General features: G+C 59.3%; 26 protein-coding genes. 15 read left to right on the top strand and 11 right to left on the bottom strand.

From position 1 onward, the window contains the following. Positions 1-15 precede the first annotated feature (15 nt). The gene (locus tag JXQ78_RS05185) at positions 16-702 is read left to right on the top strand and encodes a competence/damage-inducible protein A (RefSeq protein WP_330632417.1); all 687 of its coding nucleotides are present in this window, start codon (positions 16-18) and stop codon (positions 700-702) included. On the opposite strand, the gene JXQ78_RS05180 is transcribed toward JXQ78_RS05185, so the two are convergent. After that, a complete protein-coding gene (locus JXQ78_RS05180) occupies positions 677-814 on the bottom strand; it encodes a hypothetical protein (protein WP_330632416.1) in 138 nt (45 codons plus the stop codon). The two genes, JXQ78_RS05185 and JXQ78_RS05180, sit on opposite strands and share 26 nt — an antisense overlap. 92 nt (positions 815-906) lie before the next feature. Between JXQ78_RS05180 and JXQ78_RS05175 the strand changes: the two genes are divergently transcribed. Together JXQ78_RS05175 and JXQ78_RS05170 are read left to right on the top strand one after the other, a co-directional pair. After that, positions 907-1,995, top strand: coding sequence for an ATP-NAD kinase family protein (locus JXQ78_RS05175; protein ID WP_330632415.1), 1,089 nt, complete (start codon positions 907-909; stop codon positions 1,993-1,995). 109 nt (positions 1,996-2,104) lie between these two features. Further along, complete coding sequence (locus JXQ78_RS05170; RefSeq protein ID WP_330632414.1) at positions 2,105-3,139, top strand: PhoU domain-containing protein; 1,035 nt, start codon at positions 2,105-2,107, stop codon at positions 3,137-3,139. A gap of 10 nt (positions 3,140-3,149) precedes the next feature. Here JXQ78_RS05170 and JXQ78_RS05165 read toward each other — a convergent pair whose 3' ends face one another. From JXQ78_RS05165 to JXQ78_RS05155, 3 genes are read right to left on the bottom strand one after another with little or no spacing between them, the layout of a single operon-like run. After that, positions 3,150-4,244, bottom strand: coding sequence for a glycosyltransferase (locus tag JXQ78_RS05165; protein WP_330632413.1), 1,095 nt, complete (start codon positions 4,242-4,244; stop codon positions 3,150-3,152). A gap of 26 nt (positions 4,245-4,270) precedes the next feature. Further along, entirely contained in the window at positions 4,271-5,323 is a 1,053-nt protein-coding gene (locus tag JXQ78_RS05160; RefSeq protein ID WP_330632412.1) for a glycosyltransferase family 4 protein, read from the bottom strand. 46 nt (positions 5,324-5,369) lie between these two features. Next, positions 5,370-5,756, bottom strand: coding sequence for a hypothetical protein (locus JXQ78_RS05155; protein WP_330632411.1), 387 nt, complete (start codon positions 5,754-5,756; stop codon positions 5,370-5,372). Between the two features lie 230 nt (positions 5,757-5,986). Between JXQ78_RS05155 and JXQ78_RS05150 the strand changes: the two genes are divergently transcribed. Further along, complete coding sequence (locus JXQ78_RS05150; protein ID WP_330632410.1) at positions 5,987-7,984, top strand: hydantoinase/oxoprolinase family protein; 1,998 nt, start codon at positions 5,987-5,989, stop codon at positions 7,982-7,984. Next, a complete protein-coding gene (locus JXQ78_RS05145) occupies positions 7,981-9,597 on the top strand; it encodes a hydantoinase B/oxoprolinase family protein (RefSeq protein ID WP_330632409.1) in 1,617 nt (538 codons plus the stop codon). Before JXQ78_RS05150 ends, JXQ78_RS05145 begins: the two co-directional genes overlap by 4 nt. On the opposite strand, the gene JXQ78_RS05140 is transcribed toward JXQ78_RS05145, so the two are convergent. Beyond that, positions 9,594-10,553: a sugar kinase gene (locus tag JXQ78_RS05140; protein WP_330632408.1), complete on the bottom strand. Its 960-nt coding sequence runs from the start codon at positions 10,551-10,553 to the stop codon at positions 9,594-9,596. The two genes, JXQ78_RS05145 and JXQ78_RS05140, sit on opposite strands and share 4 nt — an antisense overlap. Before the next feature lie 195 nt (positions 10,554-10,748). Here JXQ78_RS05140 and trmB point away from each other — a divergent pair, with 195 nt between their 5' ends. Beyond that, on the top strand, positions 10,749-11,798 hold the full coding sequence (gene trmB / locus JXQ78_RS05135; protein WP_330632407.1) for an HTH-type sugar sensing transcriptional regulator TrmB: 1,050 nt from the start codon (positions 10,749-10,751) through the stop codon (positions 11,796-11,798). Positions 11,799-11,801: 3 nt separating this feature from the next. Beyond that, positions 11,802-13,022, top strand: coding sequence for an HAD family hydrolase (locus tag JXQ78_RS05130; protein ID WP_330632406.1), 1,221 nt, complete (start codon positions 11,802-11,804; stop codon positions 13,020-13,022). A gap of 4 nt (positions 13,023-13,026) precedes the next feature. On the opposite strand, the gene JXQ78_RS05125 is transcribed toward JXQ78_RS05130, so the two are convergent. The 4 genes from JXQ78_RS05125 to JXQ78_RS05110 all read right to left on the bottom strand — a co-directional run bounded on the left by JXQ78_RS05125 (position 13,027) and on the right by JXQ78_RS05110 (position 17,415). Further along, a complete protein-coding gene (locus tag JXQ78_RS05125) occupies positions 13,027-13,779 on the bottom strand; it encodes a VOC family protein (RefSeq protein ID WP_330632405.1) in 753 nt (250 codons plus the stop codon). A gap of 70 nt (positions 13,780-13,849) precedes the next feature. Next, entirely contained in the window at positions 13,850-15,667 is a 1,818-nt protein-coding gene (locus tag JXQ78_RS05120; RefSeq protein ID WP_330632404.1) for a hypothetical protein, read from the bottom strand. Between the two features lie 216 nt (positions 15,668-15,883). Continuing rightward, on the bottom strand, positions 15,884-16,309 hold the full coding sequence (locus JXQ78_RS05115; RefSeq protein ID WP_330632403.1) for a hypothetical protein: 426 nt from the start codon (positions 16,307-16,309) through the stop codon (positions 15,884-15,886). After that, on the bottom strand, positions 16,306-17,415 hold the full coding sequence (locus tag JXQ78_RS05110) for an OBG GTPase family GTP-binding protein (protein WP_330632402.1): 1,110 nt from the start codon (positions 17,413-17,415) through the stop codon (positions 16,306-16,308). The genes JXQ78_RS05115 and JXQ78_RS05110 overlap by 4 nt, the downstream gene beginning before the upstream one ends. Positions 17,416-17,605: 190 nt before the next feature. On the opposite strand from JXQ78_RS05110, the gene JXQ78_RS05105 reads away from it, so the two are divergent. From JXQ78_RS05105 to JXQ78_RS05075, 7 genes are all read left to right on the top strand, one after another. Continuing rightward, positions 17,606-18,880, top strand: a complete 1,275-nt coding sequence (locus JXQ78_RS05105; RefSeq protein ID WP_330632401.1) for a dicarboxylate/amino acid:cation symporter — start codon at positions 17,606-17,608, stop codon at positions 18,878-18,880. Positions 18,881-19,114: 234 nt separating this feature from the next. Next, on the top strand, positions 19,115-19,315 hold the full coding sequence (locus JXQ78_RS05100; RefSeq protein WP_330632400.1) for a VNG_1110C family protein: 201 nt from the start codon (positions 19,115-19,117) through the stop codon (positions 19,313-19,315). A gap of 93 nt (positions 19,316-19,408) precedes the next feature. Further along, a complete protein-coding gene (locus JXQ78_RS05095) occupies positions 19,409-19,888 on the top strand; it encodes a 50S ribosomal protein L11 (protein ID WP_330632399.1) in 480 nt (159 codons plus the stop codon). A gap of 153 nt (positions 19,889-20,041) precedes the next feature. Further along, on the top strand, positions 20,042-20,680 hold the full coding sequence (locus JXQ78_RS05090; protein ID WP_330632398.1) for a 50S ribosomal protein L1: 639 nt from the start codon (positions 20,042-20,044) through the stop codon (positions 20,678-20,680). 1 nt (position 20,681) lies between these two features. After that, the gene (locus tag JXQ78_RS05085) at positions 20,682-21,719 is read left to right on the top strand and encodes a 50S ribosomal protein L10 (RefSeq protein WP_330632397.1); all 1,038 of its coding nucleotides are present in this window, start codon (positions 20,682-20,684) and stop codon (positions 21,717-21,719) included. A gap of 38 nt (positions 21,720-21,757) precedes the next feature. Beyond that, positions 21,758-22,093: a 50S ribosomal protein P1 gene (rpl12p, locus tag JXQ78_RS05080; protein WP_330632396.1), complete on the top strand. Its 336-nt coding sequence runs from the start codon at positions 21,758-21,760 to the stop codon at positions 22,091-22,093. Between the two features lie 82 nt (positions 22,094-22,175). Next, positions 22,176-23,414 carry a tripartite tricarboxylate transporter permease gene (locus JXQ78_RS05075; protein WP_330632395.1) on the top strand — a complete coding sequence of 413 codons (1,239 nt, stop codon included), beginning with the start codon at positions 22,176-22,178 and terminating at the stop codon, positions 23,412-23,414. On the opposite strand, the gene JXQ78_RS05070 is transcribed toward JXQ78_RS05075, so the two are convergent. Then, positions 23,411-24,064 (bottom strand): DUF6517 family protein, encoded by a 654-nt coding sequence (locus tag JXQ78_RS05070; RefSeq protein WP_330632394.1) that lies wholly within the window; start codon positions 24,062-24,064, stop codon positions 23,411-23,413. The two genes, JXQ78_RS05075 and JXQ78_RS05070, sit on opposite strands and share 4 nt — an antisense overlap. Before the next feature lie 153 nt (positions 24,065-24,217). After that, entirely contained in the window at positions 24,218-25,717 is a 1,500-nt protein-coding gene (cysS, locus tag JXQ78_RS05065; protein ID WP_330632393.1) for a cysteine--tRNA ligase, read from the bottom strand. A 98-nt stretch (positions 25,718-25,815) separates the two neighbouring features. Between cysS and JXQ78_RS05060 the strand changes: the two genes are divergently transcribed. Next, entirely contained in the window at positions 25,816-26,706 is an 891-nt protein-coding gene (locus tag JXQ78_RS05060) for a CbiX/SirB N-terminal domain-containing protein (RefSeq protein ID WP_330632392.1), read from the top strand. The last annotated feature ends 6 nt before the right edge of the window (positions 26,707-26,712 follow it).

The raw sequence follows: 26,712 nt of genomic DNA, 5'->3' as shown, positions 1-26,712 counted from the left end.
CGCCTACGGCCGCGTATGAATGTGGCCATCGTAACGGTGGGAGATGAACTGCTGGCCGGAGAGACGATCAACACGAACGCTGCGTGGATCGCAGAACGGCTCACCGACCGCGGTGCAACCGTCGAGCGTGTTGTTACCGTTCCCGATCGGGTCGCCGATATTGCCCGCGTCGTCAACGAGTATCGGGCGGAGTACGACGCAGTGGTCGTCACCGGTGGTCTTGGTCCGACCCATGACGACTGCACGATCGAGGGGGTTGGGGCCGCGTTTGGCAAGCCCCTTGAATCGAATCCAGCGGTGGCCAAGTGGCTCGACGAAAACGGGGAGTATGCGGGCGACGAACTCGTGGCCGGAACGACCGAACTCCCAGCCGGCGCAGAGCCGTTACACAATGAGGTCGGCGTGGCTCCGGGCTGTGTCATTAATGAGGTCTACGTGCTGCCGGGCGTCCCCGAAGAGATGAAAGCAATGTTTGCGACAGTTGCCGACCGCTTTGTCGGGACGACAACCCACGTGGCGACCGTGACCGTCGATGAGCCCGAAAGCGAACTGCTTGGGCGGTTCGATCAGCTCCGTGAGCAGTTCGACGTGACGGTTGGCTCGTATCCAGGCGAGGTGGTGACGGTCAAAATCAGGGGGATAGATCCGGACTCGGTCGATCGGGCGGCCGAGTGGTTCAGTTCGCGTGTGAACCGCGCGTGAGAACACGGAGCCACAACACGATCCCAACGAGTCCACCAACGGTCAATAGCCAGCCTGCGATCCCCACCGTGTGTGCGTGCGATCCGGCGGCGAGTGCAACGAACGAATCCATATCGACGTTTCTCACCCCCAGTGGCTTAAACGAACTGCATTAATCGGCGGTTGGTCGCGTCGTTTTTCTTTTTGCTCCACGGAGTGGTCAGTGTGACACAGATCGGCGTCGTCGTGAATCCGATTGCGGGCATGGGTGGGCGTGTCGGATTGAAAGGGACGGATGGAATGGTCGAACGAGCTCGAGAACTGGGTGGTGAACCACGCGCGCCCACCCGTGCTCGTGTGGCGCTCGAATCGTTCGCACAGCACGCCGATTCCCCGACATTCCTGACAGCAGCGGGATCGATGGGGGCGTCTGCCATCGACGACGCGATCGGCCGACCGACAGAGACGACGATCGTTCACGAGCCAACGACACCGACAACCGCCGCCGACACTCGCGCTACTGTGCGGGCGTTTCTGGCCCACGATGTTGATCTGGTCCTGTTCGTCGGCGGTGATGGCACCGCGGTGGACGTTGCAGAGACGATCACCGAACACGACACAACCGTCCCCGTGCTCGGCGTCCCAGCCGGCGTCAAAATCTACTCGTCCGTGTTTGCAGTCACCCCACGTGACGCCGGACGGATTGGGGCCACGTTTGAGCGCACCGAACGCCGCGAAGTGAACGACATCGATGAGGCCGCCTACCGAGAAGGAACTGTCCAGTCGACGCTCAAGGCGATCGTCAACGTCCCTGTCAGCGATGCCATACAGGCGAGCAAACAGCTTTCGGGTGGCTCACTCGAGGGGCTTGCAGGCGGATTCGTCGACGACGTTCGACCCGGGACGACGTATCTGTTCGGTCCCGGTGGCACCGTTGGAACGATCGAGGACGCACTCGACATCGACGGTGCTCCACTCGGTGTGGACCTCTGGCGCGCAACCGACGAGCGCGATGGTGAACTCCTCGTCCGCGATGGCACCGAATCGGAGCTGCGTCGCTCGCTTGGCGAGCGAAACGTCATCGTCGTTTCACCGATCGGTGGCCAGGGATTCGTCTTCGGACGCGGCAATCAACAGTTTTCACCGGCCGTGATCCGTGACTGTACCCTCGAAATCGTCGCCTCAAGCGAGAAGCTCGATTCGCTCTCTGCACTACGCGTTGACACTGGCGATACAGCGCTCGATGCAGCGCTGTCGGGCTGGCAGAAAGTTCGAGTGGGACGATTCGAACGACGACTCTGCAAAATTGTGTGAATATATCTCACAGTAATCCGTAGCACGAAGTACGAATTCGTAAACAACGTGGCGCGGTATTCACTGACATTGAGATATCCTTAAGGGAGTGGAGAATCCACCTGCGATTATGGAAACCCGAAAAGTACAGCGTCTCGGACCGTCCACGTTGGCGATGACGCTCCCGGCCGAATGGGCCAAGGAGTACAACGTGAACAAGGGCGACGAGGTGTCGCTGCGGATGGGTGGCAAGGGAATGTTGGCCGTCATGCCCGAGTCAGTACAGCAAGAGGAGTCCGAAGCGATCATTCACGCCGACAGTCTGGCAGCTGACGCCGTCGAGCGGGCCATTCTGGCCCAGTACGTGCTTGGCCGACGCATTATCCAGGTCGAGAGCGATAGCGATGAGACGCTCGAGAGCACGACGATCAACGCGGTGTACAACGCAGAAACTCAGCTGATGGGCCTGGGCGTGATCGAAGAGACGCCCGAGCGGATCACCATCCGGTGTTCGGTCGATCCCGAGGATTTCACGCTGGCTGATCTGCTCGAACGGCTCGAATCCACCGGTCGGACGATGCGCAACGAGGCGATCCGGGCGCTGGCACACGGAAATCCTGATCTCGCCCAGCGAGCGCTCAACCGAGAACGCCAGGCGAACAAGATCTTCGTGTTGTTGCTCCGGCTCATCTTCACCGCCCATCAGAATCCAAATCTCACGAAGGCGCTCGAACTCGACGATGGATTCGCGTTGATCGGCTACCGATCGATCGCAAAGAATCTGGAGCTGACGGCGGACAATGCCGAAGACATCGCCGAAATCGCACTCAACGCGGAGGGCCACACGCTCGATGTCGATGAGACGACGATGCGTCGCATTCGAGAGTTCACCGATCAGGTTGACACCGTGACCGAAAAGGGTGTCAACTGCGCGGTGACGCGAGATTACGAAACCGCACTCGAGGTCCGCCGACTGTTCACCGAAATCCGTGACAAAGAACAAGAAATCCTTGACGACATCGACGAGATGCCAAATCAGGATCTGTTGCGAGTCCGAGAGGTGCTGGTCAGCCTCCAGCAGACCGCACAGTATGCAGTCAGAAATGCCGAGATTGCGACGAATCTCGCGCTCAACGAAGAATCAGAGTACACCACCATCAAGTGACAGCTGGCGGTCAACAGACGCCATCGTAAATGCGTTCGAGGGTATCAACCGAGTGCTCGACGCTAACGTCCTCACGCCGTGCGAGACAGGAATCGACGAGCGATTCGCGCTCATCGAGTGCTTTTGAGAGCATCCGCTGGAACCCGTCGATGTCGCCTGGCTGGTAGTGGAATCCGGTTTCACCGGGAATGATCGTCTCGGCAAGCGCGCCGGCAGCCACGCCGACGACCGGCGTTCCACACGCCGTCGCTTCGTGGGCGACCAGCCCTTCCGTCTCGACCGGGCTCGGGAACGCGAACACGTCGAGTGCAGAATAAAAGGCTGGCAGTTCCGCACGATCCAGAAAGCCAAGAAACCGCACGTCAACGTCGCTTGCGGTGGCCTGTGACTCCAGACTGTTGCGCGCCGGACCATCGCCACCGAACACGACCGTCACATCGAGGTCGGCTACTGCCCTGATGATGTCGCCGAGCCGTTTTTCATAGCCGTGCCGACCGGTGTAGCCGATGAGTTGACCACCACCGAGATCGTAGCGACGGCGAAACGCCTCGCCATCGACTGGCGTGAACCGCTCGGTGTCGATGCCGTTCGGAACCGTCGAGATTGGCGTCTCCACACGCGAGGCGAGCTGGGATTTTGTGCTGTCGCTTGGAACGAGGATGTGATCTGCCCGATCGAGAAACCAGTCCTCATACGTGGTGGCGACCGTTTCGATCCTGGCTGCCAGCACGTCCGTGAGATACGTGGCGTACTCATCCGTGGGTGTGTGATACGAGACGACGAACGGACAGTCGACACGATTGGCGACGCGGAGGCCGCTCAGTCCGACGCCAAACGGCGTGTGTGCGTGAACGACATCGGGATCGATGGCTGTCACTGCGTCGGGGATTCGTGGAAAGCCCACGCGGTAGCCCTCATAAAACGGGAAGGGAACGCTAGTGACCGGATGCTCGCCCTCCTCTGGCGTGTGTTCGCTGCGCGGATAGACCACATCCATTCGCCCGCCGCGTCGCTCCCAGCGCTCACGCCAGGTTTTGATGGTGTATGTAGCTCCGTTGACTGTTGGGAGATAGGTATCCGTGAACGCAACGACCGTCGGACGCATCTGCTCGTTCAGAAACGGCGCGGTGGTTAAACGGTTGTGACTTGTTCGTAAAGCGTCGTCAACCGGTCGGCGAGACGATCGAGCCCGTGGGATTCTGCGGTTTTGCGAGCATTGTTTCCAAGCCGCTCGCGGAGTGAGGAATTTTCCGCCAGTTCGGTGACAGCATCCCTGAACTCGTCTGGCGTCTCACACAACAGACAGTCTTCACCATGGGTGTAATACTCGCGGAAGACAGGGATGTCGCGCAGCACGACCGGCTTCGAGCAGGCCATCGCCTCGAGCACGACCAGCCCTTGATTTTCGACTTTCGCCGGGAAGCAAAAGATGTCGCCAGCACCGAACGCACCCCGCTTATCGTCGACCCAGCCGGAGAACGTGACGTTTTCGGGTGGATCGTTCGTCCACTTGCGCACAGTTGAAGACGCCTGGGGACCCGTATCATACGTTCCGAACCACACGAACTCGTACGGCAGTTGCTGGGCAGTTTCACAGAAGGTGGTGAGACCCTTTCGCTCGAACACGCTGCCCACAGAAAACACGACGGTCCCCTCGAGGTCGTACCGGTCGCGGTACTCCGAACGAAACTCGTTTGCGCCCACCATCGAGTCGAGATCGATTCCGTTCGAGAGCACCTCGATCGGCGCAGCCACTGGGTAGGATTCGAGGACCGATCTGGTGTATTCGCTCGGACAGCAGACGAGATTCGCTTGCGAGTAAAACCAGCGGAGATATCGCCCGAGTGCGGGACCGACCGCGGTTGACCCACGGAAGCTTTCGGCGAAATCCTCACGCGTCACGTGGGCGTGTAACACGAGTGGAATGTCGTTAGCGCGTGCATAGCGAGCGATCGCCACCGACTGTGGGCCAATCATATTACAGTGTGCAAGATCGAACGACGCGGTTGCTCCCGTTCCATTGTATAGGGAGCGAATCGCGCCTGTTGGCGACCCACCCGCCCACGGCGAGGTGACCACCGAGCAGTCCGTTCGAGAAAGTGCAGCTCGCTGGTGGTCGACGGCTGTCCCAATGCCGCTGCGATCGAGCTGGGATTCCAGTTCGAGATGGTTCAGAACGCGCACGAACGCCACAAGCGAGCGTGCAAAAAAAGCACTGACGGTTTGCGCACTACGGGACGCCAACCGCCGTCAACCCGTCAATTCCTATCATCTGTAAGAGATAGAGGATGATCCACACCACGATCATCGCGATAACTGCGATGGCGATCGCCGCGAACCAACCACCCGGATATCGGTGGTTGATGTACCAGATCCAGACAAGCAGGACGATCAGCGGACCGAGACCTGGAATCCAGCCGATGAAAAACGCAACGATCGCCCAGATGATTGCCCCGATCAGGGCCGTCATGAGCGCGTGAGAAAAGCTCGTGCCCTCATCGATAATCAGCTTTGCGCCGGTGTGGATCCCCAGCGCACCGATAATAAGACTGACCAGAAACACTATCAGTGGGCCGATAAACGGGATCGAATCCAGCAACAACACGACCTCGCTCATTTGAGTACATCCCCACGATCCGCTGCCGTGTTCGATCGCTGTCCACACGCCGTGATATATTTGTGTATTATCACCATACTAATCACAAATAGGTGTAGAAGCGCAAAGAAAGTAAATCTATGGTTCATCAATTGGTTGGGGAAATAATACAACAATTGTAAACTTCTCTTTCGAGGACCCCTTGTGAGCGGGGCAAGGGGCAAGCCGGTGTACGATTATAGTGTCAGGTAATGACGGAGTCGATACGGATTGGTGTGGACGTTGGTGGGACGTTCACGGACGCGTCGCTGGTGATGCCGTCGGGATCGCACACGGCGAAGGTGCCAACGACGACACCACAGACGGACGGTGTGTTCGATGCGATACGGTCGGTCTGTGAGGGCGCGTCGGTGTCGCCCTCGGAGGTCGATTCGTTCGCACACGCGACGACGGTCGCGACGAACGCGTTACTGGAGGGGAGCGGGCCAACGACGGCGTTGGTGACGACGGCGGGCTTTCGTGACGTGCTCGAAATCGGCCGCCAGGACAGGCCCTCGCTGTATGATCTATCAGTCGATCGACCGGAGCCGCTCGTTCCGCGACGGTTACGATTCGAGATTGCGGAGCGAGCGGGCCCAGACGGCGTTATCGATCCCGTTGACGAGCAGTCGGTGGATGCGTTGGCAGCGCAACTGCGTGGAGCGGACGTGGAGGCCGTTGCGGTCTGTCTGTTGCACGCTTATGCTCATCCGGAGAACGAACGCCGGGTATCGGAGCTACTGTCGGCTTCGCTCGACGTTCCGGTGTCTGTCTCACACGAGGTCCTTGGCACGTTTCGAGAGTTTGAGCGGACGGCGACCACGGTCATTGATGCGTACGTGACGCCGGTGATCGACTCGTATCTTGGGGACCTCCTCGAACGGGCAACTGAGCTTGGGCTGCCGTCACCGTTGGTGATGCAGTCGGCTGGCGGCGTCGCCACTGCGTCTGGGGTCCGATCAAGGGCCCTCGAGACGGTGCTTTCTGGACCTGCTGCTGGTGTCGTCGGTGCAACCGCGTCGGCCGGACAAGCCCCCGAATTGATTACGTTCGACATGGGTGGAACCTCGACAGATGTGGGCGTCGTAACTGACGGGTCGATCGAACGAACCACCGAAGCCACGATCGGTGGTTGGCCAGTCGCGACGGAACTTATCGACGTTTCGACAGTGGGTGCTGGAGGTGGATCGATCGCCTGGGTTGATAGCGGCGGAGCGTTGCGGGTCGGTCCACAGTCTGCGGGCGCAGATCCCGGTCCAGCGTGCTACGATCGCGGTGGCAAACGACCTACTGTAACCGACAGCGCGGCGTTGCTGGGGTATCTTGGTGCATCGACCACGCTCGGCGATTCGCTCGCGCTCGATGTCGGGCGGGCAGAACGCTCGCTCGAGTCGCTTCTCGAATCGACTGATCTCGGCGATGTAACCGCGGTCGCTGCTGGTATCAATCACGTTGTCACCGCTACCATGGCTCGGGCGATTCGATCGGTTACTCTCGATCGCGGATACGATCCGCGGCAGTTCTCGCTCGTGGCCTACGGCGGAGCCGGACCAATGTTCGCTGCAGGGCTTGCCGATCGACTGTCGATCGAAACGGTCACGATTCCGGGGGCGAGCGGCGTGCTCTCGGCTATGGGACTGCTTTCGGGATCGCTGTTGGACGTCGAGCTAGCAACGCACCGTTCCCGGCTGTCCGCGCTCGATTCGGCGATCGAACGGCGATTTGATGAGCTGATCGCCAGTGTGCGCGAGGAGCTTCCCGACGAGGGATCGATCCACGTCGAACGACTGGTTGACTGTCGGTACGTCGGCCAGAGCTACGAACACACCGTTATTGTCGGCGAGACGATCGATCCAAACGAGATTGCCGAACGGTTTCACTCGACGCACGAAACCGTGACGGGCTATCGACTCGACGAACCGATCGAAACCGTCACGCTCCGCGCCCGGGCGACGATCGATCGACCGGACGTGACCGTAGAGCGATCGTTGCCTGGTTCGATTGCGACCGCGCGGACGAGCACGCGACCGGCGTGGTTTGACGGCGAGTATCGCGAGACGCCCGTCTACGACCGATCTCGATTGCCCACGGAGACCACGGTTACCGGGCCAGCAATCGTTGAGGGACCGGCCAGCACGACCGTCGTCCGTCCATCCTGGCAGGCGAGGATCGAGACAACCGCCACGATTGAGCTTACCCGATCACAATGACAGCAAACACCGACGATGAACTGGACGCAGCGACGCTCGAAATTGTGCGCAATCAACTCGAATCGGTTGCCGAAGAGATGGGAAGCGTACTCGTCCACAGCGCCTACTCAGCGAACATCAAAGAACGCCGTGACTGCTCGACTGCGCTCTTCGATGCCGAGGGCCGTCTCATCGCCCAGGCCGAACACATCCCCGTTCATCTTGGTGCCCTACCTGCGTCGGTTCGTGCGGCGATCGAGTACGGCATCGACCCCGGATCGGTCGTCATCAGCAACGATCCGTACGACGGCGGCGGTTCACACCTTCCGGATCTCACGCTCGTTGGGCCCCTCACCGACGACGAGGAGACGATCATCGGCTACGGTGCCGTTCGCGCCCACCACGCCGACATTGGTGGATCGACACCTGGCAGTATGCCCACTGGAACTGAGGAGATCTACGGTGAAGGAGTACGGATCCCCCCTGTGACGCTTCGTCGCGACGGCGACATCGACACGGGCGTTCTTGAGCTCTTGCTGGCGAACGTCCGGAATCCAACGGAACGAAACGCTGATCTCAGGGCACAGCTTGGTGCGATCGAACGCGCCCAGGACCGGATCGACGAACTCCAATCTGCGTACACCACCGACCGGCTCCTGGCCGGCTTCGACGCGGTAATTGAGTATTCACGCGCTCGCATGACCGACGCCATCGATGCGATGACAGACGGCAGCCACACGGCGACCGGCTGGCTCGAAGGCGATGGCCGCACCGAAACGGAGATCTCGATCACCGCAACGGTGACGATCGAAGGTGACTCGCTGACGGTCGATTTCGAGGGAACGGCCCCAACCGTCGCTGGCAACGTCAACGCGCCCCCTGCAGTCTGTTACAGTGGGGTCTATTTCGTCGTTCGCGCGCTTTGCGATCCAAACATCCCACCGAATCACGGCTGTTTTGCGCCTGTCACGGTCTCAATTCCGACGGATTCGCTGCTTGATCCGTCGGCTCCAGCGGCGGTCGCCGGCGGCAACGTTGAAACGAGCCAGCGGATCACTGATGTGGTGTTCGATGCGTTTGCCGGTTTAATTTCCGGGCGCGTCCCAGCACAGAGCCAGGGAACGATGAACAACATCACGATCGGTGCGCGTGACGATTCGTTCACCTACTACGAAACGATCGGCGGTGGAATGGGAGCACGCCCGGACAGTGACGGCATCGACGGGGTGCAGGTTGGGATGACGAACACCAGAAACACGCCAATCGAAGCGCTCGAACTCGAGTACCCAATTCACGTCGAGCGCTACGGACTCCGGGATGACAGCGGCGGTGCGGGTGAATTCCGTGGTGGTCTCGGCATCGAACGGACGCTGACGCTTGAGGAGTCTGCAACGGTCTCGTTGCTCACTGAGCGTCGCCGTCGCAAGCCACAGGGACGAGCTGGCGGCGAGTCAGGAGCGACCGGCGAGAATCTGATCAACGGCGAGTCGATTCCGGCGAAAACGACGCGCACGCTGGCTAGCGGGACGACGATATCGATACTGACGCCCGGTGGTGGTGGCTATGGCTCGCCGGCCGATCGTGATCCCGACGCGATCGCCACGGATCTCGCCAACGAAAAACGAACCGACTAGCGATACTCGACGGTCTCGCCGTCGGTGAACTGACGGAGCTCAGTGCGAGTGGGCAGTCCTTCGACATCGCCAGTCACCGTGGTGGCGAGCGCACCAACAGCGTTCGCGCGGTCGGTGGCTGTGACCGGATCGAGGCCATCGATCCGGCCGGAGAGATACCCAGCAGCAAACCCATCTCCTGCACCAACCGGATCGACCACTCGCTCGACCGTGTAGCCATCGAGGTGTTTTCCGAGCGATTCTGTTCCGACGTATGCGCCGTCTTCGCCGCATTTGACGACGACCTCCGTCGGTCCCATTGCGAGAAACTTCTCGGCGATGGCTGCGGGCTCTGTCATTTCGATCAGCGTCGTTGCCTCTTCGATTCCCGGCAGCACGATGTCACAGCGCTCGATCATGGGGAGTAACGTCCGTCGCATTTGTGCTGGCTCCCAGAGCTTGAATCTGAGGTTCGGATCGAACGAGATCGTCACATCGTGGTCGTTTGCCCGGTCGATCACGTCATCGATCAGCGTTGCACAGCTATCGCTCAGTGCGGGCGTGATCCCGGAAAGATGGAGATACTCCGTCTCGGCGAGGGCGTCTTCGGGCACGATTTCGGGGCCCATTCGACTGGCTGCCGAGCCGTCCCGGTAGTAGTAGACGCTGCTCTCGCGCAGCTCGCGTCGCTCTTTGAACATCAACCCGGTCGGTGCGTCCGCATCGAACTGCACGTACTGCGTATCTACACCCGCACCGCGAATCGTGTCCCTGACGTAGCGCCCCAGCGGATCGTCACCAAGTCGACTGATCCAGGATGCGCTGTGGCCCAGGCGCGCTATCCCTGTCGCCACGTTGCTCTCGGCACCACCGATCCGCTTTCGGAAATCCATAATGTGGCGCAGCGGGCCGGATTCGTGGGGGTTCATCATCACCATCGTTTCGCCCAGCGTTAGCACGTCTCTGTTGGTGTGCATCGTCCGTCGATCTCTGGGAAGCTACCACTCAAACACAAGTAAATAGTTTGGATTTCCTGATCGCCAGGCCGACAGGATGATACCCCTGGCGTCGAAATGAGTATTCAGAACTGTTCTCATTGAGATGGGCTTCCTCCCGAAAAATTACTTCGTTGATTAGTAAACACTTTGGCCAGGGGACGAAAAGGGCGAGCAATGGACTCTGATGATCTACGTCACCGGATGGAGCGGGTTGGGGACCGCTTTGATTTCGGAGAGTACGAGATCGAGGCGTATCTCGCCGTACTGGACCACGGACAGCTGACGGCGAGCGAGATCGCCGATCACACGGACATTCCACAGCCACGCGTCTACGACACGGTCAGAAAGCTGAGTGACCGTGGAATGGTCGAGCTGCGCGAATCTCGGCCGATGCGCGTCGTCGCACTCGATCCCGAAGAGGTGTTTCCGACGATTCAGACCTCACTTGAGGAGATGATTGCCGGACTCTCTGATCGGTACACGACGCCCTCGCGCGACACCGAGGCCGTCTCACTGGTGAAATCCCGACCGAGCATTCTCCGATATCTCGAGTCTGTCATCGAGAGCGCGGAGTACGAAATCGTCCTTTCGCTGACGCCCTCGCTGCTCGATCGGTTCGAGGGGCTGCTGGCGACGGCCCGAGAGAACGGCGTGACCATCGAATTGATCGTCACGCCGGCCGCCGAGGCGGTGCCAGCCTCCGCGTTCGACTATTCGACGGTTGCGACCGTCGCACGTGCGCGTCGTGGCATCACGACGCCGGTGATGGCCGTTGCCGATGGGAGTCGCTCGGTGTATGCAACTCAGAGTGCGCTCACCAGCGACACGGAACATTATGGGGTCATCTTCAACCGTTCTGCGCTTGGCTTTCTCGTCTCCGGATTTTTCAATACGGTGTTGTGGACGACAGCCGAGCCGATCATGGAGGATGGCCAGGATCAGTCGTTCCCCCGGCGATACGCCTCGATTCGTCGGTGTGTCAGAGAGCTTGCGGCCCTCGACCGGACCTGTTATGCACACGTTGTCGGTCGGGACGTACAGAGTGGCCGCCGTCGGACCGTTTCGGGGGTCGTGGTCGATTCGGCCGTTGAACCGACGGGTGAGCTTGCCACCGTAACGATCGAAACGGATGATGGTGATGTCACGATCGGGGGCCGGGTTGCCGCACTCGAGGACATAGAGGCCCACGAGATTCACATTGATACAACTCCCATCGAAGACTAGCCAATGGACCGCTACGACACCCTCTATCGGCTGTACGACGAATTCGACACGGAGACGCTTCAAGAGTACCAGACGCTGGTCGATCTGTTTCCCGCGCTTGGATCGCGCGTGGCGCTCGAACTCTGGTCTGAGATCAACGACGAACTCGATCAAAATCGACATTCGATACGGTCGACATTCACCTCCGGCGAGACGTTCGCCGACATCGGAGCGTACGCTTCCCGTGAACAGGCGTTCACCGCGCTCGATCTCTACTCCAAATACGGACGGGCCGTCAACGTGCTCGTGCTTGATGTGGATGAAACCCTGCGCTCTGCCGGACAAACTGACAACGAAATTCCAAGAGAGACGCTGTATCTCCTCACCCAACTGCTCGAAGACGGGATCCCTATCGTCATTTGCACCGGCCAGACGCTCGAAAACGTCAAGGGCTTTATCACTCAGGGGCTCGGTAACGAAATCGTCCACTCCGGCCGGCTCTCGATCGTCTACGAAGCCGGCAACGGCGTCTTCACGCCCGGTCACGGCGAACAGACGAAAATGCTGCTGTACGAACAGCTAGATGACGAAATCAGGGATGTGTTCGACGCCGTGCGCTCGCAGGTGCTCTCGACGGCACCGGAGTCGATTCGGCGGGGCTGTCACCTCCAGGGCAATGAGTTCAACGTCACACTCAAGCCGAATTTCCAGACGGGAAGCGACGATGCAGTGTCGGTGATCGACGCCGCAATTGGCCATCTGCTGTCTCTGCTCGCCGAGGCGGTCGATGGGGCAACCGAACCGATGGTACGAACGTACTACGCGGACGCAGACCCCGAAATCAGGGGGGTCCTGGAGCGAAACGGCGGTCTTCCTGAAGACTCGCCATCGATTCCGTCCGCCGTTGTTTCCGTGCTCGATCGGCTCGACGTTGCGTACTACCGTGGTGATGCAGCCGAGCTCGGGAGTCTCGAGCTGAACAAGCCTGCGGGCGTGCAAACGGCGTTCGACGTGCTCGGGCTGTCCTCGCCGTTTGCGCTCGTGATGGGTGATTCGAAAACCGATCTGCGGGTGATGGAGTGGATGGCAGAGAACGACTGTGGCATTGGGGCTGCGCCCGAGCATGCCTCGCGTGTGGTCTCAGAGCACGTTCTCGACACTGACGGACTCGTTTTCGAACGAAACGACAGCGCATCGATGCTCAGAATAGTGTACGCGCTCAATCGGATCGCCGGGCTGGATTAAAGCGTTACGGCGTCACTACTTCAATTTCGTGGCCCTCGTTCGTTTTCGTGAACGCGTATCGGTTGTCACAGCTTTCTGGGTCGCGGTAGTCCAGCGCGTCGCGTTCGAGCAGCCGTTCCCATTCGTCGTCGAGGTCGTCCGTTTTCACCGCCAGGTGGCCCCAGGCGTCGCCAATGGAGTAACTGCGGTCGTCGTAGTTGACCGTCAGCTCGACTGACATCGCGGTTGGACTGTCGGTCGGTCGCATGAAATACAACGCGAAGGTGTCCAGTTCGGAGCGTCGGACCAGCTCGTAGTCCAGTTTGCGTGCGAACCAACCGATTGCTGCGTCTCCGTCCGCGACGCGGATCATCGTGTGATCAAGTCCCCAGCGTGCGCCCTTCTCTCGCTCGACAAGTTCGATTTCGTGGCCGTCTGGATCTTTCACGAACGCGTACTGGCCCCCACACGAATCTGGGTCGCGATAGTCCTCGACGCCGCCGTTCAGCAGCTTCTCGTAGGCGTCGTACACGTCATCAACGCGGACGGCGATGTGCCCCCAGGCGTCACCAAACTCGTAGGAGCGTCCATCGTGGTTGTAGGTCAGCTCGAGCTGTGCTTCTTCGTCGGTGCGATCCGGTGGCGCGAGAAAGACGTTTGTGAACGTATCGGCCTCCCAGCGGCCCGTTTCTTCGTAACCGAGATGTGTCTGGTACCACTCAAGCGATTGTTCGAGATCCTCGACGCGCATCATCACGTGATCGAGTTCGTCCGCCATACCAGAGTTCAGGTGATGGGTCACCAAAAATGGACTGACGGCCCCTTGCTGTCGTTCGATTTCGTTACCGTCAGTTCTCGAATGAAACGTTGGCAATCCGCGTATGGTACGGGTCGCGCGCTTCGTTTTCGGGTGGGATGTCCACGTCGGGGGAGTACTGGCTGACGGTCCAGAATTTCCCCGAAATCGGATCCACCGAAATTCCGTTGTAATCGCCCCATCGCATCGCGCCTTCTCCACCGTAGTCGTATGGTGTGCTGCCGTTCTGAATGGTGACCGAATCGGCCAGCTGGTTCTCCGGCGTCCAGCGTTTCCGTCCGGCGACGTCCATTCGTGGGTACGTTTCGGGTCCGGAGACGTTGTAGACGACCATTGTGGATAGTCCATGCGTGCCGATCGTCGGCATAAAGAACGACTGATCCGGTGTGCCAAACAGGCCGGTCTGGCGGACGCTGTTCGATTCGACATCGATCTCGTACCAGCGGATCGCCGCGACTGCGGTGCCGTCGTCGTTCCAGTCGGTTGCTGTCGCATGGGCGGTCCACAGGCTATTCGTGAGTGGGTTGTAGTCTGCGTTCATCAGTCGCCGACCAACGGAATCGACACGCCGCTCAGATCCGGGTTGTCGGGCTGCTGGTGGGGTGGTGTATGCTGGAACGTCCACGCTGAAACAGCGAAGTGACGGGGAACCGAGCGGGTCGGTCAGTTTCCAGAGCGTGAGCTGGTTCGCCGGGGCGGCTTGTTCTGTCGTGGGGAATCGGTTGTTGATAAGGTAGTACGTTCCGTGGCGGCCACCGCTGTATGGCTGGAACGCCGGCTGCACGGTGAAATCCAGCGCGTCGCTGTTTGGGTGGCTCAGTTCGTCGAAGTGCTGTCCGGATGCTGGTTTCCCCCGGTAGAGCTGTTCTTTGTTCAGTGCGACCAGCGAGACCCGGATGCCGCTCGCGTCCCCCGGGAAGAAGTTCTGTGTGAGATAAATTGCATCCCGGTCTAGCCCTAGCGTTGGGTAATCCACCAGTCCGAGATTGTCCAGTCCGTTCGTGTCTTCCGGTGGTACTCGGTAGACGTGCCAGCGGCCGGTCGGATCCGGTGTGGCGGAGGCAGCGACCACGAAATACCCCTTTGGCGGTCTCGCCAGGGGTCCGATCGATTCTTCCTCGTCTTCTTCTGCCTGTTCTTCGAGTTGCTCTCGGTCGATAATTCCACCATCTTCCGTGATTCCAGGTTGGTATTGGACGGCAGCGAGCACGTAGCGGTGGCGTCGCCGGTCGTAGCGCGCCCGCGGGTCGAACACGAACGGATAGCCATACACGAAGCCGTCATCCGGTTCTGGGATTACCTCCTCCCAGAGGGTTTCCAGTGGCACCTGGACGATTCGTTCGCCCGAATCCTTATCGAAGACTGCGATCTGCCGGTTCAGCGCGTGGACGTGTTCGGACAGTCCGGTGGCGATCTGTGAGTCGGATGGCACCCCGCCACGCGTCTCTTCGGCGTTGACGCCGTCGTAATCAGTGTGAATTTCCAGGTTGGCGTCGTCGTCCCACCAGTGGCGTCCGTGGAGTTGCTGGGCGCTGTCGGATGGACCAAGCCCCCGAGCGGTCGCCGTTTGGACACCAGTAGGGTGCAGTGGTCGGGTGCTTGGCGTTGGTTCGGACGATTTCGTCCGGGGTTGTGCACCAGAAAGCTCAGACAGCGTGACCGTTGTGCCGGTGTAGGTTCCCTTGAACGGCCCGACAGCACATGCCTGTGTGGATTGGCCGGCTCCGAGTGGTACCAGACCCGTGCCTACGACGCCCGCGCCCAGCGTTTGTAACACCGTTCTCCGAGGAATCGACAGCTCGTCTGCTCCGTTCTCAGCTCCGCCCTTCCGACAATTATTGCCAGACACAACATAACAATGAATTATAGTTTATTTAAATGTAATTGAATTAATTTGATTAGTTATTGGTCTTAACTCGGATGATTATGATGTGTAGTATCATTATTTGTGAAACAAATGACGGGGTGTCTGCAGCTGTGGTTGGTCCATGGGAGGCCGCCATTTGTGGACTGTCATACTCGTCCCTGTTGCTGCAATCGAGCCAGTTCCGAACGATCCATCATCTTACCCCCCCGACCGAGTAGCCCCCCGAAACACCACAATACCACCGAAACCAACCAGCAACACACCAACTGGAATGGCCGTTGCGTGGAATCGCCCACCAACGCCGACGAGCAGGCCGATCTGTGAGAGCGCAGCGAGCACGAGCAGGCCGCCAGTAAGCTGATCGGTCGAAAATCCCAGACAGCCGGCGAACGCACTCACGAGCGCCAGCAGAAAACAGCCCGCACCGATCGCAAGCGACCGCGCGAACGCGGGCACTGTACCACCGAGTGCTCCGAGATACGTCGTGAGCACCAGGAACCGTCCGGAGGAGCCATCGAGCAACCCGAATGGAAACACGTAGGTTGTCCCACCGGGTGCGCTCAACACCACCCACGGAACGAACCCCAGCAGACAGAGCAATCCAAACCGCCGCCAGCAGTTCATCGCCGAACGATCAACCGGAGAACGTCTTCGTCTTTCAACCCGTGATCGAGACCAACCTGCTGGTCGTCGTGTTTCGCGCTCGGTCCCGACACGCGCGCGAATCGAAATCGATCGAGAAAGTCGCCGCCGATCTTTCGACAGGCGTCCTCAACAGTCTGGCCCTCGCGAAGCACGAGTGGCTCATCATAATCCACACCACGACCGGGTTTGTCCATGTATACGCGAATCAATCCGATCGTCTCATAAATCGTCTCTTTGAGCCCATCGAGTCCCTTCTGTTCTTCTGCGCTGATGAAAATCACCTCTTCGGGATCGAGATCGTGTTTCCGGAGCCCTTCGTTGACGGTTTCGAGATAGTCGGGATCGATGAGATCGGCCTTGTTCGCCGCGACGATCGACGGGAGATAGATGCGGTTGTCCATCAGACCGTCCACAAGCTCATCAACCGTGATCTCCTCGCGCAGCGTTACGTCGGCGTTGACGTAGCCGTGTTCGCGGAGCACTTCCGCGATCGTCTCGTCTTCGAGTCCCACGTCGCCGCTCGTCGTGACGTTGATTCCACCCTTGTGCTTTTTCGTGATCGACATATTAGCCGGCGTGGTGTCGAGACGGATCTTGTTTGCATACAACTCCTCGCGGAGCCGAGCGTACTGATCGATCTCGAACACCGATAGCACGAACAGCACCAGATCAGCGGTCCGGACAACCGAAAGGACCTCTTTGCCGCCGCCTCGGCCCCCTGCGGCTCCTTCAATTAGCCCCGGAACGTCGAGCAGCTGGATATTCGCGCCGTTGTGCTCGAGCATGCCGGGATGGACGTTCAGAGTGGTAAACTCGTAGGCCCCGATTTCGGACTCTGCGTTCGTGAGTGCATTCAACAGTGTCGATTTCCCAACGCTCGGAAAGCCAACGAGCGCGACGGTTGCGTCGCCGGTTTTCTCGACTGCGTAGCCCTCGCCGCCACCACCGGACCCACGTGCTTCGAGCGTCTCTTTTTTCTGTGCCAACTTCGCCTTCAAACGGCCAATGTGGGCCTCAGTAGACTTATTGTACGGAGTATTGGCTATTTCTTCCTCGATCGCCTCGATCTCCTCCTCAAGACCCATTGAATTGCCCTCCGAGATCGGTGGCGAAAAAAGTGTTCGTTGGCGGTCCCGTCCCGGGAATCACAGCCATAATAAATACTCAATGATGAAAATTGCCTAATCAATCATTTTTATTGGTTCACTGGCCCTATTATTCAGGGATCCAGAACTCCGTAGGGTTAAATATGGCCACGAATGACATCGGCGTGTCATGGTAACGAGTGCTGGTGATCTGTATCGTCGATATCGATCTATTCCAATCGTTTACCGAATTGCAATCGCGTTCGTTCTGGGCTCGATTGTAGGTCTCGTGTTCGGTGAGCGAGCGACGGCACTTCAGCCGCTGGGTGATCTGTTTGTCCGCCTGTTGAAGATGATTATCGTGCCGATCGTCGTCTTCACGCTGATTATGGCTGCCCGGACACTGACGCCGTCCAATCTCGGAAAGATTGGTGGACAGGTCGTCATCGTGTATTTACTCACCACCGCAATCGCGATCGGTGTCGGACTGGTGGTAAGCAACGTCTTTGATCCTGGGATGGGTGTGACACTCACTAATGGCGATATCTCCCCAGAGTCTGCGCCCCCACTGAGTGAGGTGTTGCTCGGAATCATCCCCGAGAATCCGATCCACGCAATGGCCGAGGGGAACATGCTTGGGATAATCTCGTTCTCGTTGATCTTTGGCATCGGGATGAGCGCCGTTCGTGAGGAGACGGACCCGGAGTCATCGGTAGCCTCTGGGATCTCGACATTGTTCGATATCGTTGAGGCCGGTGCTGAAGTGATGTTCAAAGTCGTCTGGGGGGTGATGGAATACGGCGTTATCGGTGTGTTCGCGCTCATGGCAGCACTGTTTGGACAGACCGGTCCACAGATGATTCTGGATCTCATCACGTTGGCAGGAACCCTGTTGGCTGCAGTGCTCATCCAGATTACGCTGGTGTATCTGGTGGGAATCATCTGGCTTCTCGTTGGTTCTTCACCGGTCGCGTTTGTGCGCGGCGTAACCGACGCGATGGTGACGGCACTCTCCATTCGGTCGTCGTCCGGGACGCTCCCCGTGACGATGTCGAACGCGGATGAGAATCTCGGCGTAGAAGAATCCGTGTATGGCTTTTCACTCCCCCTGGGAGCAACAATCAATATGGATGGCACCGCCATGTATCTCGGCATCGCTGCAATCTTCACGTCGAACGTTGTCGGTGTTCATCTCAGCATCGCCCAACAGCTCAGCATCCTCCTGACGGCACTCCTTGCAAGCATCGGCACTGCTGGCGTTCCAGGCGCGAGTCTGGTGATGATGACCGTCGTCTTCTCGCAGGTTGGGCTGCCGGTGTCTGCGATTGCGATGGTTGCCGGAATCGATCCGCTACTCGATCGACTCCGGACGATGAACAACGTTACCGGCGATCTCGCGGTTACGACGCTTGTCGCCAACTGGAACGACGCTATTGATCGCACGCGAAGCGTACTGTACCACTGAACCAATACACAACTCGAAGTTTTTTTACCGTGTGAAATTTTAACACTGTCATCACCGAACGCAGGTGCAGAAAATACACACCCCCAATCACAACAAGATTAGGCCGAAATGACTCCGAAAGATATACCACGATGGGTCAAGAAACGTCCCATCGGTGATGGAACCCTCCCGTGACATCGCACCGAGTAATCGCCGCATGCAACAGGGCACAATCAACGCTAACGGATCGGACCAATGATAAACATCGATAGCTTCCGCGACAGCACGCAGATCATCTTGCCGACCGAAGCACTTTCGGGGCTCCGACAGGAGCTCAACCGCCGGTTCGTCCTCTCGTTCGTCGAAGAGGAGACGAAAACCCGTATCATCGGTAGTCCGACCGAGATCCGTGAGGCGAGCAACTGGCTGACACGCCAGGGCGTCGCTGTCGCGTAGTTTTTCGGCGTACTCCCCGTTTTCTCCGCTTGACCGCGCCCCGCACAACGGGATACAATAACCCTTAAACCCACGAAGGGGGTGATTCAGCATATGGCTGGAACGATTGAGGTACTCGTCCCTGGTGGCCAGGCAACGCCTGGTCAACCGCTCGGACCCGAGCTTGGTCCGACACCCGTAGACGTGCAGGCGGTCGTCAATGATATCAACGATCAAACAGAAGCGTTCGACGGCACGGAGGTGCCGGTGTCCATCGAGTACGAAGACGATGGCAGCTACGAGATCGACGTGGGGGTTCCCCCGACGGCGGCGCTGATCAAGGACGAACTCGGCTTTGAGACCGGCAGCGGCCGACCACAGGCGGAGTTCGTCGCCGACATCTCGGTCGATCAGCTCGCACAGATCGCAAAGCAAAAGCAGTCCGATCTGTTGGCGTACGACACGAAAAACGCAGCCAAGGAGGTTGCTGGCACGTGCGTCTCGCTTGGCGTCACCGTCGATGGTGATGACGCGCGGACGTTCAAAGCGCGTGTCGACGACGGCGACTACGACGAGACGTTCGAAAACGCGTAACGACCCTGTTCTGACGGGAGTGTGCTCTGTTGGTTCTTCTGACTGCACAAGACTTCGACGTGCTTAAGTCCGTGATCGGAGTGTGTAAAAACGAGGCAGGTTTCGATCCTGTTTCACGCCGTAGGAGCCACAGGCGTACTACGGAGGTGAACAATGGCAAATCAGGAAATAGAGGATGCAGTATCTCGCGCGATTGAGGAGGCGCCACCACGGAACTTCACCGAATCGGTGGACATTGCCATCAATCTTCGCGATCTAGATCTTAACGACCCAAACAACCGTGTCGATGAGGGAATCGTCCTTCCGCGGGGAACGGGCCAGGAGACTCGTATCGTCGTGTTCGCAGAGGGCGAGACCGCCCTGCGTGCCGAAGAGGTTGCTGACTCAGTACTCGACAGTGATGCGCTGTCGGAGCTGGGTGAGGACACTGACGCCGCAAAGGATCTCGCCGGCGAAACGGACTTTTTCGTCGCAGAAGCGAGCATGATGCAGGACATCGGTCGATTCCTCGGGACCGTTCTCGGTCCACGCGGGAAGATGCCGACGCCGCTGCAGCCCGACGACGACGTTGTCGAGGTTGTAAACCGGATGAAAAGCACGGTCCAGCTCCGCAGTGGTGAGCGACGGACGTTCCACACGCTCGTCGGCTCGGCCACAATGGAGCCCGAGGACATCGCCGACAACATCGACGTGATCATTCGTCGACTCGAGGCGAGTCTGGAGAAGGGCCCACTCAACATCGATTCGATCTACGTAAAGACGACGATGGGTCCAACGATGGAGGTGGCCTAAGATGTCCGCAGAGCCCGACCACACGACTGACGTCATTCCGGAGTGGAAACGCGAGGAAGTCGAGTCGATCGGATCGCTCATCGACGACTACCAGAGCGTCGGTATCGTGAACATTGCCGGCATTCCGAGCAAACAGCTCCAGGCGATGCGTCGCGATCTTCACGGCTCAGCAGAGCTCAGAGTGAGCCGGAACACGCTCATCGAACGCGCGATCGCAAACAGTGATCGTGGCTTCGATGAGCTGTCCGATCTCGTGGCCGGTCAGGTTGGCATCATCGCCACTGACGACAATCCGTTCGGGCTGTACAAAAAGCTCGAAGACTCGAAGACGCCGGCCCCGATCAATGCCGGCGAGGTCACGCCGAACGATATCGTCATTCCGGAGGGCGACACCGGCATCGATCCCGGTCCGTTCGTCGGCGAGCTCCAGCAGGTCGGTGCGAACGCTCGCATCGATGGGGGCTCGATCAAGGTGCTCGAAGACTCTCACGTGCTCGATGAAGGCGACGAAGTGAGCCAACAGCTTTCTGGCGTGCTGAGTGAACTCGGCATTGAGCCAAAGGAGGTTGGTCTCGATCTTCGTGGTGTCTACTCGGAGGGCGTGTTCTTCGAGCCAGACGAGCTGGCGATCGATGTCGAGGAGTACCGCGCCGACGTACAGTCGGCCGTCGCCGCCGGGCGCAACCTCTCGATCAACGCTGGGCATCCGACCGCCCAGACCGCGGACGCGCTGGTTTCGAAGGCCAGCAACGAGGCACGCAGCCTCGGACTGTTCGCCGCGATCGAGAGCCCGGCCATTGCTGACGATCTCGTCGCCAAGGCAGATGCACAGCTGCGTGCGCTCGCGGCCGTGATTGACGACGAGGAGGCACTCCCCGAGGAGCTTCGTGGCGTTGAGCCAGCTCCGAGCACAGAATCTGATTCATCGTCAGATTCCGACGACGCTAGCGACGACGATGCTAGCGCCGACGCAGAGGACGATACGGACGACGATGATGAGGAGGACGGTGCCGAGGGTCTCGGCGCGATGTTTGGATAGCCCATCGAACACAACACTACAACAACACACAAACCACAATGGAATACATTTACGCTGCACTCATCTTGAACGAATCGGACGACGAAGACATCACCGAAGAGAACGTCACGGCAGTCCTTGAGGCCGCCGGCGTCGACGTTGAGGAGTCCCGCGTCAAGGCCCTCATCGCCGCTCTCGAAGACGTTGACATCGAAGAAGCCGTCGAGCAGGCCGCAGCCGTTCCCGCCGGTGGCGCTGCCCCAGCAGCGGGTAGCGACGAAGGCGACGCCGCGGATGCAGACGATGACGACGAAGCAGAAGCCGCTGACGCAGATGACGATGACGACGAGGAAGAAGAGGCCAGCGGTGAGGGTCTCGGTCAGCTCTTTGGCTAACATCGTCGAGACAGAACTCACTTTTTCGTGACCCACACCGCAGAGCCGAAGGTTTAGAACTGAGAACGTGGCCAGGGCCCGTATGGTCGTGAGTCAGGCCGTCGTGTTCGCACCGGAGCAGACACTCACAGTGATTGCGTACGTACTGGCGGGCTGTCTTGGTGGCTGTCTCAGCGGTCTCATTCCGGGCATTCACGCGAACACGATCGCGTTTGTGCTCGCCGGAATCGCACCAGATCTTCCGGGGCCACCGGTGTGTGTCGGGGCAGCAGTTCTCGCAACCGGTGTGGTTCACACGTTTCTCGACATTGCGCCCGCGCTTGCACTTGGCGTTCCTGATCCGTCGATGGCCGCCACCGCGCTCCCCGGCCATCGACTCGTGCTCGCCGGACGGGGCAAAGAGGCACTGTTGCTCTCTGCGCTCGGATCAGCAAGCGCAGTAGCGGTCGCAGCAGTGCTGGCAGTGCCACTCACATGGCTCGTAAGTTCCGTGTTGCCAGTCTTCGAGAGTAACCGGCGATTCGCATTTGCACTCATCATTCTGGCGTTGCTCGCCACAGAATCCATGCCCTTCGGAACGGCCGGCGGGCTGCTCTCTGTTGTGTCCAGCGGCGGGCTGGGGCTGTTGGTCCTTCCACTGGATCCAACAGGCATTGTCTCGGTTGGGGGCGTGCTTATGCCGCTGTTCGCCGGGCTGTTTGGCGCACCAGTGCTACTCGAATCGCTGGGTGGCCACGGCTATGGTCCCCAACAGCAGGCAGAAATCTCACTCTCCCCACGCGCAGTCGGTGGATTCGGCATCATCGGCTCGCTCTGTGGTGCTGTCGTTGGCTACGTTCCCGGTGTCTCTAGCGCCGTCGCCGCCACGCTCGCGCTCGTTGCCGTTCCGCGGCGATACGGCAGTCGGGGGTTTATCGTCACCACGAGCGGCGTCAATACTGCTAACTGTATCTTCGCTCTGTTTGCGCTCGTGGCGCTCGGGGAGCCACGGACTGGTGTCCTCGTTGCACTGGGGCGCACGAACGCCCCGATACAGCTCGGACTGCTCGCGTGTACAATTGGGATCGGTGCAGCGTTCGGATTCGTGGCGGTGGTGACGGTTGGACCGGCGTATCTCGACGTAATTGGCTCGATCGAGCAGACGCTACTCACACTCGTGGTCCTGTTCGTATTGTGTCTTCTCACGCTGATACTAACTGGCGGCGTCGGCGTGGTGATCTTCCTTGTGAGCGCCATCATTGGGCTCGTTCCCGGTCGATTTCACGTCAAACGGGCCCATTTGATGGGAGTGTTGTTAGTGCCGCTTTTGGTCAATGGCTAGGCCGGATGTTTCAGTCCACCCATGAGCCCGTCGATGTTCCCCTCTTCGTCGAGCTGTTCGGGGTGGGCACCGATCACTGTGATGTAATCGCCCTCGTGTTCGAACGTCGTGATGTGGATATTCACCGTGATCGAGATACCCTGGATGATCTGTGCCTCGGCGCGGAACCGTTCGACGGTCCGCTCGTTGTCTAACATCGCAACGGAGCGGTTGTCGACCGATTCGACGTTTTGCACGCCGTTGTACGTATTAAGGAACCGTTCAATCAGCTCGCTGTTCGACATTTCGCCGAGCGGATTGACAGACTGGCCGGCCACCGACTTTTTCGGTGTTGCAATCACGACCAATCTGGTGATCGTCACCTCTGGTCCAATGTCGGTGTTGCGCTCGTATTCGCGGATGTGACTCGTTGCTTTGAACGTTCGATTCATGCCGAGAACGCTAACCGACCGTTCGATCGTCGGCGAATCATTACGCGTTAGTTCGTAACTGGTGCTCGCGAGCGCATCGTTGTTCACGGCTGCTGGATCGGCCGTCGCAGTGACTTCCTCATTGGTTAGTCCTTCGAGACAGCCTGTTGCTGACACCAATCCGATGAGGACGATGCCGGCGAGCAACGCGCGTTTCGACGTCGATAAACTGGGTATCATGGATGACTACTGGTGTGGAATGATCGGCTCACCGGCACACACTGGTCGTGTGATGTTCATTCGATGGAAGCTCGTATCATCCCTGCCGATTGTGCGTCTGAGCGATGCGTACCATCGAGGTAAAAACTTGTGGTCCGTCGCGGTCCGATCGATTCAGGTGTGTGGCGCAGACAGCCGGTATTCTGGCCCATCGTCTGTGTCTTCGATTTCAACGCCGAGTTCTACGAGCGCATCTCGGAGGTCGTCGGCCCGCTCGTAGTTTCCAGCCGCCCGTTCTTGCTCGCGGAGTTCGAGCACGAGCTCGATTGCCTCACCAGCGATTTCGACGGTTCCATCCGATTGTTCGTCGGCGAACGCAAGGCCGAGCACGTCACCGCCGAGCGATTCGAATATCGAGAGTGCTCGTCTGAGGGCGACGTAATCATACGTGTCGGAATCGAGATGGCGATGGACCGCCGTAGTGAGATCGAGCAGCGCAGCGATCGCTTCTCGCGTGTTGAAGTCATCGTCCATCGCATCCTCAAACGCCAACTTCGTGTCGTCGATACTCGCTCTGAACGGCTCGTCGGTAACTGTCGCCATGGCATCCGGACCATCGATCGCCGCGAGTGCTGTCTCATAGGCGCGTTCGAGTCGATCCCATCGCTCGGTTGCTTCGTGGAGGGCATCCTCAGAGAACGTTTGTCGGCTGGTGTACGACGCCGAGAGCAAAAACGTGCGCACCGCGTTCACACCGACGGCTTCGATCGCAGATTTCACTGTCGAGAAGTTACCCAGACTCGAGCTCATCTTCTCTTCGCCGGTGTCGAGTAGTCTAACGTGGAGCCAGTAGCGGGCGAACTGCTCGCCCGTGGCCGCCTCGCTCTGGGCGATTTCGTTTTCGTGATGCGGAAAGACGAGATCCTGGCCGCCCATGTGGATATCGATCGTCGCATCCAGATGTGCCATCGCCATCGCGGAGCATTCGATGTGCCAGCCAGGCCGACCGTCACTCCACGGCGCAGAGAACGTCTGGCTCGTCTCGGCGGCCGCTTCTGGGGAGAGTGCCCCGTCATGGCGATGCGCTTCGACTGATTCTGGCGTGACGCCGCCGGCCTTCCAGAGGGCAAAGTCGGTCGGTGCACGCTTTTCGGCCAGTTCGGTTTCGGGGCCCTGTGCGGTGAGCGCATCGATCGACTGGTTCGAAAGGTCACCATACGCGTCGAACGCGGTCGTATCGAAATACACCGACCCGTTCGATTCGTAGGCGTATCCTCGATCGATGAGCGTCTCGATCAGCTCGACGATCTCGGGAACGTGTTCGCTCACCCGCGGGTAGACGGTCGCGCGCTTCAGATTGAGTGCTCGCATGTCGTCGATCGTTCGTTTCGTGTACGATCGCGCAACGGCAGCCTCGGAGTCTCCAAGGTCGTCCTCACCCGCGCGGGCGACAATTTTCTCATTCACGTCGGTGAAGTTCTCGACATGACGCACGTCGTAGCCGCGATAGGAGAGCCACCGGTCGACCACGTCGGCGTGTACCCAGAGCCGCGCATGGCCGAGGTGCGGTGGATCGGAGGTGGTGAGCCCACAGACGTACAGCAAGACCGTATCGTCGCCTGGTTCGAACGGCTCGCGCTCACCTGTCAGCGTGTTCGAAACGCGGATGGTCATTAGCCACCGCTACCATCGGCATGGGTTTGAAAGATTCGGACGTGTGTGACAGCGTCGAGAACGAAGCCGATTAACTGCTGGTCGCCCAACTGGCAGCTATGTCCCAGCAGACCGACGAGGCGCTCGTGATCGTCGCTCACGGCTCACATCTCAATCCGGATTCGAGCACACCGACGTTCTCACATGCTGATACGATCCGCGAGGCAGATGCGTTCGAGACGGTTCGTGAGGCGTTCTGGAAAGAGGAGCCGTCGTTCCGGGAAGTGTTGCGCATCGTCGGTGCTGAGACGGTGTACGTCGTTCCGATGTTTATCAGCGAGGGATACTTTACCGAACAGGTGATTCCACGTGAACTCCGGCTTCAGGACTGGGACGTGGCCGACTGGGAGTCGGATGGGACCAGTGCCGATCACGCGACGTATACGGCCGCAGACACCGGCGCAACCGTACGGTACTGTGGGCCGGTTGGAACGCATGATTCGATGACTGACGTGATCGTCCAGCGTGCACGCAGCATCACAGACAATCCAGACGTTGGGCCTGGTGTCGGGCTGGCGGTCGTCGGACACGGTACCGAACGCAACGAAAACAGCGCAAAGGCGATCGAGTATCACGCCGATCGCATACGCGAGGCGTACGATTTCGCCGAGGTAAAAGCGATGTTCATGGATGAGTCGCCCGAGGTGGACGACGTGGCTGCGCTGTTCGAGAGTGACGACGTGGTTGTCGTTCCGCTCTTTGTCGCCGATGGCTATCACACCCAGGAAGACATTCCGGCGGATATGGGACTCGCCCTCGATGAACCGGGATCGTATCCGGTGCCGGGGATGGTCGATGGCACCAAGATCTGGTACTCTGGAGCAGTTGGCACGGAGCCGCTGCTTGCCGACGTGATTCTCGAGCGGGCCGCAGACGCCGGTGCCGACGTTGATGCGGCGATTGATCGGGTCAAACGACGAACTGGAGGGACGACGATCGATGCCGAGTGAGGACCG

The organism is Halocatena halophila (assembly GCA_027563145.1).
In the GTDB taxonomy this organism is placed as follows: domain Archaea; phylum Halobacteriota; class Halobacteria; order Halobacteriales; family Haloarculaceae; genus Halocatena; species Halocatena halophila.
This window is presented reverse-complemented; position numbering and strand designations above follow the sequence as displayed.

Excerpts from the sequence above, each read along its gene's own strand:
- JXQ78_RS05090 (WP_330632398.1), top strand. The coding sequence starts at position 20,042 with ATGGCAAATCAGGAAATAGAGGATGCAGTATCTCGCGCGATTGAGGAG.
- JXQ78_RS05150 (WP_330632410.1), top strand. The coding sequence starts at position 5,987 with ATGACGGAGTCGATACGGATTGGTGTGGACGTTGGTGGGACGTTCACG.
- JXQ78_RS05125 (WP_330632405.1), bottom strand. The coding sequence starts at position 13,779 with ATGGCGGACGAACTCGATCACGTGATGATGCGCGTCGAGGATCTCGAA.
- JXQ78_RS05110 (WP_330632402.1), bottom strand. The coding sequence starts at position 17,415 with ATGGGTCTTGAGGAGGAGATCGAGGCGATCGAGGAAGAAATAGCCAAT.
- JXQ78_RS05140 (WP_330632408.1), bottom strand. The coding sequence starts at position 10,553 with ATGCACACCAACAGAGACGTGCTAACGCTGGGCGAAACGATGGTGATG.
- JXQ78_RS05105 (WP_330632401.1), top strand. The coding sequence starts at position 17,606 with ATGGTAACGAGTGCTGGTGATCTGTATCGTCGATATCGATCTATTCCA.
- JXQ78_RS05145 (WP_330632409.1), top strand. The coding sequence starts at position 7,981 with ATGACAGCAAACACCGACGATGAACTGGACGCAGCGACGCTCGAAATT.
- rpl12p (WP_330632396.1), top strand. The coding sequence starts at position 21,758 with ATGGAATACATTTACGCTGCACTCATCTTGAACGAATCGGACGACGAA.
- JXQ78_RS05155 (WP_330632411.1), bottom strand. The coding sequence starts at position 5,756 with ATGAGCGAGGTCGTGTTGTTGCTGGATTCGATCCCGTTTATCGGCCCA.
- JXQ78_RS05130 (WP_330632406.1), top strand. The coding sequence starts at position 11,802 with ATGGACCGCTACGACACCCTCTATCGGCTGTACGACGAATTCGACACG.
- JXQ78_RS05075 (WP_330632395.1), top strand. The coding sequence starts at position 22,176 with ATGGTCGTGAGTCAGGCCGTCGTGTTCGCACCGGAGCAGACACTCACA.
- cysS (WP_330632393.1), bottom strand. The coding sequence starts at position 25,717 with ATGACCATCCGCGTTTCGAACACGCTGACAGGTGAGCGCGAGCCGTTC.
- JXQ78_RS05180 (WP_330632416.1), bottom strand. The coding sequence starts at position 814 with ATGGATTCGTTCGTTGCACTCGCCGCCGGATCGCACGCACACACGGTG.
- JXQ78_RS05100 (WP_330632400.1), top strand. The coding sequence starts at position 19,115 with ATGATAAACATCGATAGCTTCCGCGACAGCACGCAGATCATCTTGCCG.
- JXQ78_RS05170 (WP_330632414.1), top strand. The coding sequence starts at position 2,105 with ATGGAAACCCGAAAAGTACAGCGTCTCGGACCGTCCACGTTGGCGATG.
- JXQ78_RS05070 (WP_330632394.1), bottom strand. The coding sequence starts at position 24,064 with ATGATACCCAGTTTATCGACGTCGAAACGCGCGTTGCTCGCCGGCATC.
- trmB (WP_330632407.1), top strand. The coding sequence starts at position 10,749 with ATGGACTCTGATGATCTACGTCACCGGATGGAGCGGGTTGGGGACCGC.
- JXQ78_RS05060 (WP_330632392.1), top strand. The coding sequence starts at position 25,816 with ATGTCCCAGCAGACCGACGAGGCGCTCGTGATCGTCGCTCACGGCTCA.
- JXQ78_RS05185 (WP_330632417.1), top strand. The coding sequence starts at position 16 with ATGAATGTGGCCATCGTAACGGTGGGAGATGAACTGCTGGCCGGAGAG.
- JXQ78_RS05115 (WP_330632403.1), bottom strand. The coding sequence starts at position 16,309 with ATGAACTGCTGGCGGCGGTTTGGATTGCTCTGTCTGCTGGGGTTCGTT.
- JXQ78_RS05165 (WP_330632413.1), bottom strand. The coding sequence starts at position 4,244 with ATGCGTCCGACGGTCGTTGCGTTCACGGATACCTATCTCCCAACAGTC.
- JXQ78_RS05085 (WP_330632397.1), top strand. The coding sequence starts at position 20,682 with ATGTCCGCAGAGCCCGACCACACGACTGACGTCATTCCGGAGTGGAAA.
- JXQ78_RS05095 (WP_330632399.1), top strand. The coding sequence starts at position 19,409 with ATGGCTGGAACGATTGAGGTACTCGTCCCTGGTGGCCAGGCAACGCCT.